Here is a 2,341-nt window from a genome sequence, read left to right on the forward strand (position 1 = left end):
GCGCCTTGAAGGCATCGACGATTTTTTCCTGCTGTGTTTTTGCCATGTGGAACTCCTCCCTGTGTGGCCAGAATGCCGGGAATGCGTGGGCTGCAAGGCAGTGGGTACGCTATTCCCGCCGGTCATCACACATTAGACGGTGTGTCGCGACAGGCAAGTCGAAAACCACAGCCTGACAGCAGGGGTATCTGGATTGATAGCCTGCTGTATCGGATGGGGGATAAGTCAAGGCTGGCGCTGCTCCCCTGGGGGATGGCTTTCGTAAAAATCCAGCCTGGCCCGAAGCACCTGATGGTACTGTTCGGTCAGGCTGGCGATGGCCTCATCCTGTTCGGTACAAGACGGCTCGTCGTTCGAGGCGACCATGTGGGCGTTGAAATGGGCAGCGGCCGTCAGAATGGCTTTGCCCAAGGTTGAAAGGGCGATTTCACTGGTGTCAGCGTAGCGGTAGGTGATGGCGAGCAGGTGGTTTACGATAGCGAAGAATTCCTCGTCAGTCAGCGGCTTCATGATCACTCCTCCCTGTAGGAATAGCTTGAGAGATGCCTGCTGCAGCCTTTTTTGCCGATCGAATGTCGGCTGATGTTGACCATTTAAAAAGCTGCGACTGCAGCAGGCATCATCAATGTTATCCATTATGGAAGGCGTGTTTACTGTCATTGCAGGTAGAGCGGCTAACTAACTGAACACTCATGATATGACGTTTAAAAAAACAGACGGTTGTTATAACCCGATATCTGCTAAGTTAGCCTTCCCCACACGATTCCGGAGTTGCACATTCCATGAAACAGGTCACCGCTGAAATGCTGCGACAGTCGGCCATCAGCCTTCTTGCCCAGCGTGAGTACACCCGTAAAACCCTCGACAGGAAGCTGCAGCTGGTCAGTGATGATGAGCAGCTGGTCAGCGCGGTACTGGATCAGCTCGAGGAAGAACGCTTGCTGAGCAATGACCGGTTTGTCGAAAACTTTATCCGCAGCAGGATTGGCCGTGGGCATGGGCCGGTCAGGATCCGTCAGGAGTTAAGACAGAAGGGCGTGGACTCGGAAACCGTCAGTCTGGCACTTGAGGAGGCGGAGGTGGACTGGTTTGAACGGGCAGAGGCGGTTCGGCTACGTAAATTTGGTGATGGGCAGCCGGCGGATGCCAGGGAGAAAGCCAAACAGATGCGTTTTCTTCAGTACCGGGGATTTCCCGCCGGGATTGTTTCGGAGTTGTTTTGACAGAGGGTGGGATGTTCTGTCAGCCAAAACAAAACCCGCCGTTAAGGGCGGGTTTGACTGCTGACCATAACGCCGGTCGGCGACGCGATCACCCGTCGGTACGAGCTTAAAGGTGTGATCAGGCTCGCGTTGCGGGTGTTTTTCATGATCAGCCCACCGCCCGCCGGGACTGTCCACCTGTTTGCAGTTTCCAGATGGCCCACGTTTCATTCTTTAGTTAAGCGAGCCTGGCCGGTTTTATCAACGTCGGCCAAGCAGCCAGAGCCGGAATCTCGAAACGATAAACCACCCCAGGAAAAGGAATGACAACCCGGCGGGATAGTTGGTCGTGCTTTCATTCATTGCCGGCATGGCAGATGAAACATGATGGACACAGGAGACAACGCCAACGGATAACCCGAATGAGGCCATCAGCATCTGCCATTTCAGCCATCGGGCTTTTTTCGTTCCCGGTCACCCCGGATCGGGTTGCCACAGCCTAAACAGAATTCTGCCTTCGTGGATATGACATGATTGCACTCATCACAGACTGTTAGGGACACCGGGGATTCCTCTCCATCATGTTGCTTCCTTGGGGGAGCAGTATTCCGGTACTTGGGTGCCTCGGTCAACCCACAAACGGCAATGGCCCGTATTGACAGAATCATCCCGCCAGATAACTATACTGGATATAAATACAGGTATGGATGCTTTCGACAATGAAGCCACCTCTGGTCAAGGTAGCGGCCACCTCAGCCAAACACCCCTATTATGCCTGCCCGGCGGCCTGCGGGTTTCCCAGCCCGGCGGCGGATTACCTGGAAGACCGTCTTTCTCTGGACCAGCTGCTGGTTGAGCATCCGGCGGCCACCTTTTTTGCCCGGGCGCAGGGGGACTCCATGCTGGGAGCCGGTATCCATGACGGCGACCTGCTGATCATCGATCGTGCCCTGACCGCCCGGGACGGCGATATCATCATAGCCTTGCTGGACGGTGAACTGCTGGTCAAGCGGTTGTACCGAAGGCATGGCCGTGTGGCGCTCCACTCCGAAAACCCCGACTATTCACCTATTGCCCTGGACGGCGACGCCACGCTGGATGTCTGGGGTGTGGTTATCCATGTGATTCATCCCCTGCGA

At 55.4% G+C, this 2,341-nt stretch carries 3 protein-coding genes; 2 read left to right on the forward strand and 1 reads right to left on the reverse strand.

Annotated features, from left to right (window positions below):
• Positions 1–225 precede the first annotated feature (225 nt).
• Positions 226–510 carry a DUF3144 domain-containing protein gene (locus ABD892_RS02600; RefSeq protein ID WP_345193546.1) on the reverse strand — a complete coding sequence of 95 codons (285 nt, stop codon included), beginning with the start codon at positions 508–510 and terminating at the stop codon, positions 226–228.
• 272 nt (positions 511–782) lie between these two features.
• Between ABD892_RS02600 and ABD892_RS02605 the strand changes: the two genes are divergently transcribed.
• Together ABD892_RS02605 and ABD892_RS02610 are read left to right on the forward strand one after the other, a co-directional pair.
• The gene (locus tag ABD892_RS02605) at positions 783–1,223 is read left to right on the forward strand and encodes a regulatory protein RecX (RefSeq protein WP_345193548.1); all 441 of its coding nucleotides are present in this window, start codon (positions 783–785) and stop codon (positions 1,221–1,223) included.
• Positions 1,224–1,921: 698 nt separating this feature from the next.
• A partial coding sequence (locus tag ABD892_RS02610) for a LexA family protein (protein ID WP_345193550.1) occupies positions 1,922–2,341 on the forward strand: 420 nt, incomplete at its 3' end.

It is taken from the genome of Kistimonas scapharcae (genome assembly GCF_039540975.1).
GTDB lineage: Bacteria > Pseudomonadota > Gammaproteobacteria > Pseudomonadales > Endozoicomonadaceae > Kistimonas > Kistimonas scapharcae.

Coding starts and splice junctions, on each gene's coding strand:
- ABD892_RS02600 (WP_345193546.1), bottom strand. CDS start 510: ATGAAGCCGCTGACTGACGAGGAATTCTTCGCTATCGTAAACCACCTG.
- ABD892_RS02605 (WP_345193548.1), top strand. CDS start 783: ATGAAACAGGTCACCGCTGAAATGCTGCGACAGTCGGCCATCAGCCTT.